This is a genomic window from Mediterranea sp. An20 (assembly GCF_002160055.1).
Classification (GTDB): Bacteria; Bacteroidota; Bacteroidia; order Bacteroidales; family Bacteroidaceae; genus Bacteroides; species Bacteroides avicola.
In genome coordinates, this window is record NZ_NFJV01000053.1 from 1 (window position 1) to 6,142 (window position 6,142).

At 57.4% G+C, this 6,142-nt stretch carries 8 protein-coding genes; all 8 read right to left on the bottom strand.

The window, feature by feature from the left end; translation table 11 throughout:
- Window positions 1-233: TraL conjugative transposon family protein (locus B5F34_RS16840; protein ID WP_087340919.1), on the bottom strand; the 233-nt coding region annotated here is incomplete at its 3' end.
- Between the two features lie 16 nt (window positions 234-249).
- The gene (traK, locus tag B5F34_RS16845) at window positions 250-873 is read right to left on the bottom strand and encodes a conjugative transposon protein TraK (protein ID WP_004322024.1); all 624 of its coding nucleotides are present in this window, start codon (window positions 871-873) and stop codon (window positions 250-252) included.
- A 128-nt stretch (window positions 874-1,001) separates the two neighbouring features.
- Complete coding sequence (traJ, locus tag B5F34_RS16850; protein ID WP_087340915.1) at window positions 1,002-2,027, bottom strand: conjugative transposon protein TraJ; 1,026 nt, start codon at window positions 2,025-2,027, stop codon at window positions 1,002-1,004.
- A gap of 3 nt (window positions 2,028-2,030) precedes the next feature.
- On the bottom strand, window positions 2,031-2,669 hold the full coding sequence (locus B5F34_RS16855; protein ID WP_087340916.1) for a DUF4141 domain-containing protein: 639 nt from the start codon (window positions 2,667-2,669) through the stop codon (window positions 2,031-2,033).
- 30 nt (window positions 2,670-2,699) lie between these two features.
- Window positions 2,700-3,113 carry a DUF3876 domain-containing protein gene (locus B5F34_RS16860; RefSeq protein WP_087340917.1) on the bottom strand — a complete coding sequence of 138 codons (414 nt, stop codon included), beginning with the start codon at window positions 3,111-3,113 and terminating at the stop codon, window positions 2,700-2,702.
- Window positions 3,114-3,147: 34 nt separating this feature from the next.
- The gene (locus B5F34_RS16865) at window positions 3,148-5,658 is read right to left on the bottom strand and encodes a TraG family conjugative transposon ATPase (protein WP_087340918.1); all 2,511 of its coding nucleotides are present in this window, start codon (window positions 5,656-5,658) and stop codon (window positions 3,148-3,150) included.
- Window positions 5,655-5,987 (bottom strand): DUF4133 domain-containing protein, encoded by a 333-nt coding sequence (locus B5F34_RS16870; RefSeq protein WP_071148924.1) that lies wholly within the window; start codon window positions 5,985-5,987, stop codon window positions 5,655-5,657. Before B5F34_RS16870 ends, B5F34_RS16865 begins: the two co-directional genes overlap by 4 nt.
- A 42-nt stretch (window positions 5,988-6,029) precedes the next feature.
- Window positions 6,030-6,142: DUF4134 family protein (locus B5F34_RS16875; RefSeq protein ID WP_140393025.1), on the bottom strand; the 113-nt coding region annotated here is incomplete at its 5' end.

Consider the following 6,142-nt stretch of genomic DNA (forward strand, 5'->3'; position numbering starts at 1 on the left):
TTATTATATAGGTTCATATTCTCCTGCACAGGCAGGTCCAATTTCTCGATGTGCCGTATCTCCATTGCCCCGTTCCCCTTGCCGAAACCGGCGATGGCGGTGACGGTCATGTACAGGCAAAGGACGGCGAAGAGGGCAAATGCCGTGAGGACTATCCCCAGACGCGCCTTCGGCGGCAGGGCTTCCAGTTTCCTGCGTACCCCGCCTTTCAAGCCTTCAATCAGAGTTTTCATCTTTCCCATACGCGCATCATCTTTCTATGGTCCGGATGTCCTTGTTCTCCAGCACCGTGAAGCCCTCGATGGTAAATCCGTTCGGATTATCGTCCGAGCGGCTCGCGTTGAGCAGGCGGCAGGCGGTCACAAGCGTGCGTTCCGTCACGTTGCTCTCGCGGATAATCATCTGCCTTGCGTATGTCCTCGCCTCGTAGGGGTAGCGGTCAAAGTTGCACACCACGCTGTCCACTTGAAGCACTTGGTTGATGTTGCCAGCGATGATGCGGTTGTAGAAGCCTTTTTCGGCGAAGTCGGCGTAGTAGTTATACGCGCTCTTGTCCGCCAGGAGCAGGGCACGCTTCACGTTGTGCTCTATCGCGCTTTTCTCCGGCGAGAGCGTGAAAAACAGCTCATGGAAACGGCGCACGTGTTCCCTCGCTTCCGCCGGACGGTTCTGCGACAGGTCCTGCGAGAGCGCGAGCATCAGGCTCTTGCCCCCGTCGAGGACGTATATCTTCTGCCGCTGTGCCTCGGCGAAGCGGAAGGCGCACACAACCGAGCAGACCACCACGAGGGCGCAGGCTGCCGTATAGACGATGCCGAACAGACGTATCTGCCGGAAACTCGTCTCGATGTTCTTTAGTGATTTGAATTCCATTTTTCTTTTCGTCTTTCTTTTTCTGTTTGTAAAATCATGTTTCGGTATCCTTTTTCCGAAGTGGCACTTCGGGGAGGTCAGAGTGGCACATAGGCAACCCCAATGTGCCACTTCGACTGTTCCGGCTGTTACCTCTTGAACACCTTTCCTGCCGTTCCCTTGATGAGCTTCCCGGCACGCCCCGCCACGTTTCCTGCGGCTGCACCTGCCACGCTGCCGCCCAAAGCCCCGGCGGTTCCGATGTTCTTGTTGTAGCTGCCGATGCCGCCACCGGCTTGGATAATCCAGCCCGCCACCGTCGGTATGGTGAAATAGCCCACGATGCCGATGATAAGGAACACGATGTACACCCCGTCGCTTGCATCCAGCGAAAAGTTTGGGTCGGTCTGCATACGCTCGATGTCCTGCTGGAGCATCAGAATCTGGATTTTCGCCAGTATGGTACTGAACAGGTCGGACACCGGAAGCCAGAGGTAAATCTGTATGTAGCGGCTGAACCACGCCGAGAGCGTCGAGTGGAAGCCGTCCCACACGGAGAAGGCGAAGGCTATCGGTCCCAAGATGCTGAGCACTACGAGGAAGAACGTCCGTAGCGTGTCGATGATGAGTGCGGCTGCGGCGAACATCAGTTCAAGCAGTTCGCGGAACCAGTCACGCACGCTTTTCTTGATGTTGTACGCCGCCCGGTCCATGTACATCCCCGTCATCGTCACGAGATCCGAGGGCGACCAGCCCAGCTCGTCCAGCTGCCGGTCAAACTCCTCATCCGAGGCGAGGTAGGCGGTTTCCGGGTTGCGCATCAGCGCCTCGTACTCCAGTTTGTCCTTCTGCTCCCGGTACTCGTTCATGTCGAAGGTCTGTTCTTCGAGGATGCCGTGTACACCTTGCACAATCGGGCTCAGCACGCTGTTCATCGTGCCCAGTACGATGGTCGGGAAGAACAGGATGCACAGACCCAAGGCAAACGGACGGAGCAGCGGGTACACGTCTATCGCTTCGGCACGGGCGAGCGACTGCCACACGCGCATCGCCACGTAGAACAGCGCGCCCAGCCCGGCAAGCCCTTTCGCCACGCCCGTGATGTCCGAGCAGAGCGGCATCATCTCGTCGTAGAGCGAAAGGAGTATCTGGTGAAGGTTATCGAACTCTCCCATAGCCTACCAGTACCTTTCGTTAGCCGTTCCGTACAGCGACATCACCCGGTCCATGTCGTTCTTCTTTCTCGCCCGCAGGTAGCTTACCGAGATGGTCTTGCCCGTGTAGTAGCGCACGAGGTTTCGGTAGTTCATCAGGCTGCGGTAGGCGTTGTCGATGATTGCCAGCCGTTCCGCGTCCGAGAGCGACATCCCCGTGACGTTCACCACGTTTTTCAGGTCTTGCAGCACGTCCGAGCTTTCGTCTATCAGCATGGCGTAGCCCGACGAGATGGCGGCAAGCTCCTCCGGCGTGTAGTTCTCGTCGGAGAGCATACGCCGGTAGTTGTCCACGTAGATTTCGGAGATTTCCATCACCAACCCGATGCTTTTCGTCACCTTCACGCCGCCCTTCACCACGTCATGCACGGCTTGGAGCGCGTCGTAATACTTCTTGCCCTGCTGGAAAATCTTTTGCGTTTCCAAAAAGCCGTTCAGGGTGTTCGCCTTCGTGCCTGCCGTTTCCACCATCTCCTTGGCGGAGTTGATGATGCTCTGGGCGAGGTTGCCGGGGTCGGACACCACCCATTGGGCGTTTGCCGTGCCCGCACCCGTGAGGCACAGGCAGGCGGCAATCATGGTCGTTTTCAGTTTCTGTTTCATTTACATTGGATTTAGTGGTTCGTTATCTTTTCATCGTTCTTCTTTCTTTTCGCCGTCCGAAACATTGTCCGTGTCCACCCGGATGTAGTCGCCGCCCGGCGAGAAGGAAAGCACGTCCGTTTCCTCGTTGTATGCCACGTCGATGCGGAAGCCGGTGTTCAGGTAGAGGTTGCCGTTCTCCTCCCGTTGGAGCAGGTAGGTTTCCGGCTTCAGCCTGCGGCGCACGCCCAACCGTCGGAACAGCGTCACCTTGTAGAGTTCCCCCTCCCTGTACACCAATATGTCGGGCTTGCCCTCCACGCTCTGCCAGTTGCCGCAAATCTTCTCTCGGACATCCCTGTTTTCTTTCATTACCGTCTCGCAGGCTTGCAGCATCAGCGACGCCAAGCCTATCAGACCGCCGCACAGCAGCAGCCGTTGTGTCTTTGTCAGTTCAATGTTCATTTCCTGTTTCAGTTTTTAATGATGAATAATCGGTTTATTGTTCCTCTTCTTTTCGTTTCTCCGCAATCTGCCGGATGGCGGCCTCCATGTCGCCGCCCAGCTTCTCCGCCAGTTCGCGCACTTCCATCTTCTCCGTTTCCTCGGTCGTGTAGGCGAGGTACTCGTGCATGGACACCTCCGTGGCGTACACCGCCGACTGCGTGCCGCCCAGCCCAATCCAGACCTCCTTGTACCGCCGTGACGGGTCGTTGGACTGGTTGATGGAGAGTATCTGCGACTTCTCCTTTTCCGTCAGGCCCAGAAGGGACTGTATCTGCTCAAAGCGGTTCATGAACTTCCGCTGGTCAAGCAGTATCTTGCAGTCCGAGTTGTTGATGATGCTTTCCTTCACGATGGGCGACGAGATGATGTCGTCCACCTCCTGCGTCACCACAATCGCCTCACCGAAGTATTTTCTGACCGTCTTGTACATATAGCGAAGGTAATCAGCCATGTTCGCCGAGGAAAGGGCCTTCCAAGCCTCCTCTACAATCAGGAGCTTCCTGACGCCTTTCAGCCGCCGCATCTTGCCCAAGAACGCCTCCATGATGATGATGGTCACCACCGGGAAAAGCTCGGCATTATCCTTCACGGAATCAATCTCGAATACCACGAACCGCTTGTGCAGCAGGTCGATGTTCTCCGTGGAGTTGAGCAGGAAGTCGTACCGTCCGCCCTTGTAATACTGCCGGAGAGTGGTCAGGAAGTTGTCGATGTTGAAGTCCGTCTTCGCCACCTTGATGTAGCGTTCCTCCATTTCCTTGCGGTACACGTCCCGCATGTACTCGTAGAACGAGTTGAACGACGGCACGATATTCTTGTCCTGCTGGATTTTCAGGATGTAGGCGTTCACTGCGCTGCCCAGTTCTGCCGACTCCGTTTTCGTGGCGGGTTCGTTCTCGCTTTTCCACAGGGTAAGCAGCAGCGTCTTGATGCTGTCCTTCTTCTCCACGTCGAACACCCCGTCGTCCGTGTAGAACGGGTTGAACGAGATGGGCTTTTCCTCCGTGTAGGTGAAGTAGATGCCGTCCTTTCCTTTGGTCTTGCGGTGTATCATCTCGCACAGCCCTTGGTAGGAATTGCCCGTATCGACAAGCACCACATGGGAGCCTTGCTCAAAGTATTGGCGGACAAGGTGGTTCATGAAGAATGACTTGCCGCTTCCCGAAGGGCCCAATACGAACTTGTTTCGGTTCGTCGTCACGCCCCGCTTCATCGGCAGGTCGGAGATGTCGATGTGCAGCGGCTTGCCGCTTATCCTGTCCGCCATGCGGATGCCGAAGGCGGAGGGCGAGTCCTTGTAGTTGGTCTCGCCGGCGAAGAGGCACACCGCCTGCCCGATGAACGTGTGGAACGCTTCTTCCGCCGGGAAGTCGGCTGCGTTGCCGGGGATGCCCGCCCAGAACAGCGTCGGGCAGTCCGTCGTGTTGTGGCGCGGCACGCAGCCCATTGAAGCCAACTGGCTGCCTACATCGTTCTTGATGCGTTTCAGCTCCTCCGCGTCGTCGCTCCACGCCATCACGTTGAAGTGGGCGCGGACGGACTTCAGTCCCTGCGAGTGCGCTTCGTTCAGGTATTCCTCGATCCACTCGCGGTTGATGGTGTTCTGGCGGCTGTACCGCGAGAGCGACTGCATGTTCCTCGCCGTTTTCTCGAAGCGGCGCAGTTCCTCGTCGCTGTTGCCGATGAAAACGTACTGGTTGTAGATATGGTTGCAGGGAAGCAGCAGACCCACGGGAGCGGCGAACGACAGGCGGCAGTCCGAGCGGTCGGTGGAGAGCCGTTCGTAACGGCAGTCCGTCGCCACCGCAGCGGGCAGGTCTTCTGTGTCCGACAGGGTGTGCAGGCACAGCCGGTTGTCGCCGATGCGCATCTCCCCCGCCGTCATTTCCATGTCCTCCAGACAGTCCACATTGCCCGGCGAGAGCGCGAAGTACCTGCCTATGACTCCAGTTTCCTTCTCCGTGCCGATGATTTCGTCATCGGAGAGCCGGCGCAGCCTGACATGCCCCGAATCGTTCATTATACGCGCGAACTGTTCCACCGCCTCGATGAACTTCACCGCCGTTTCCTTGTCCTGCATCTCCTTCGGCACGATGTGCCCCCGGCACAGGGTGTTCCAGTTGCTCTGCTGCCTCATGCGCTCCTTCGTCGTCTTGGTCAGGAACAGGTAGCACTTGTGATGGAGGAAAGGTCTTTCGTTGAAGTGCATCTCGTAGCTGCGGGCGAGGAAGCCCATGCCTTCCCTGCCTGTGTCGGGGCGGTACCGCTCCTTCACGTACCAGTCCTGCTTGTGCAGCACCGAGTAGTCGGGCAGCACCTTTATCGCCTTGCACCACGTGGCATGGATGGCCTCGTACTCCTCCGCCGTGACGGTATAGACCTCCGGCAGTTCCACCTCGAAGGCGGCGGTAATGTCCGCGTCCTTCGAGACGATGCAGCCGTGCTCCACCGAGAGCAACGGGAAGCGGCTTTCCAGCGTGGTGGCTTTCATTACATTTCTCATACGTTTCTTCCTTTCTTTTTTCGTCTTAACAGATTGGACACCCGTCTGCGGTGGAGCACATGGCGGGGGCGCATCCGTGCCGCGCCCAGCTTCATCAGCCCGTGTTCGCCGTACTTGGCGTTCAGGCGGAACGTGAGCCAGACGGTGGCGGAAGCCGACACCACACCGAAGCCGATGCAGAGCCACTGTCCCGCGCCTGCCATGTACAGGATGACAAAGAGGATGAAGGCGGCAAGCAGTCCGCCTGCGAAGATGAACAGATATTGCGCCTTCAGTCCCTTGAACTCCACCGGACGGCCTATGCCCTTGTTGATAGGGTATTCAGCCATTGTCCTTATACCTTATTATATATGTATAGGTATGCCCGTTTATTAAAGGAAGAACGAACGGAGAATCGTCGCGCTCACAATCAGGAAGATGCACGCCCCGAACCAGCTTGCTGCGGTCTTCGAGGTGTCGGGGTCGCCGGCGCTGAACTTGCCAT

Excerpts from the sequence above, each read along its gene's own strand:
- traJ (WP_087340915.1), bottom strand. The coding sequence starts at position 2,027 with ATGGGAGAGTTCGATAACCTTCACCAGATACTCCTTTCGCTCTACGAC.
- B5F34_RS16855 (WP_087340916.1), bottom strand. The coding sequence starts at position 2,669 with ATGAAACAGAAACTGAAAACGACCATGATTGCCGCCTGCCTGTGCCTC.
- B5F34_RS16860 (WP_087340917.1), bottom strand. The coding sequence starts at position 3,113 with ATGAACATTGAACTGACAAAGACACAACGGCTGCTGCTGTGCGGCGGT.
- B5F34_RS16870 (WP_071148924.1), bottom strand. The coding sequence starts at position 5,987 with ATGGCTGAATACCCTATCAACAAGGGCATAGGCCGTCCGGTGGAGTTC.
- traK (WP_004322024.1), bottom strand. The coding sequence starts at position 873 with ATGGAATTCAAATCACTAAAGAACATCGAGACGAGTTTCCGGCAGATA.
- B5F34_RS16865 (WP_087340918.1), bottom strand. The coding sequence starts at position 5,658 with ATGAGAAATGTAATGAAAGCCACCACGCTGGAAAGCCGCTTCCCGTTG.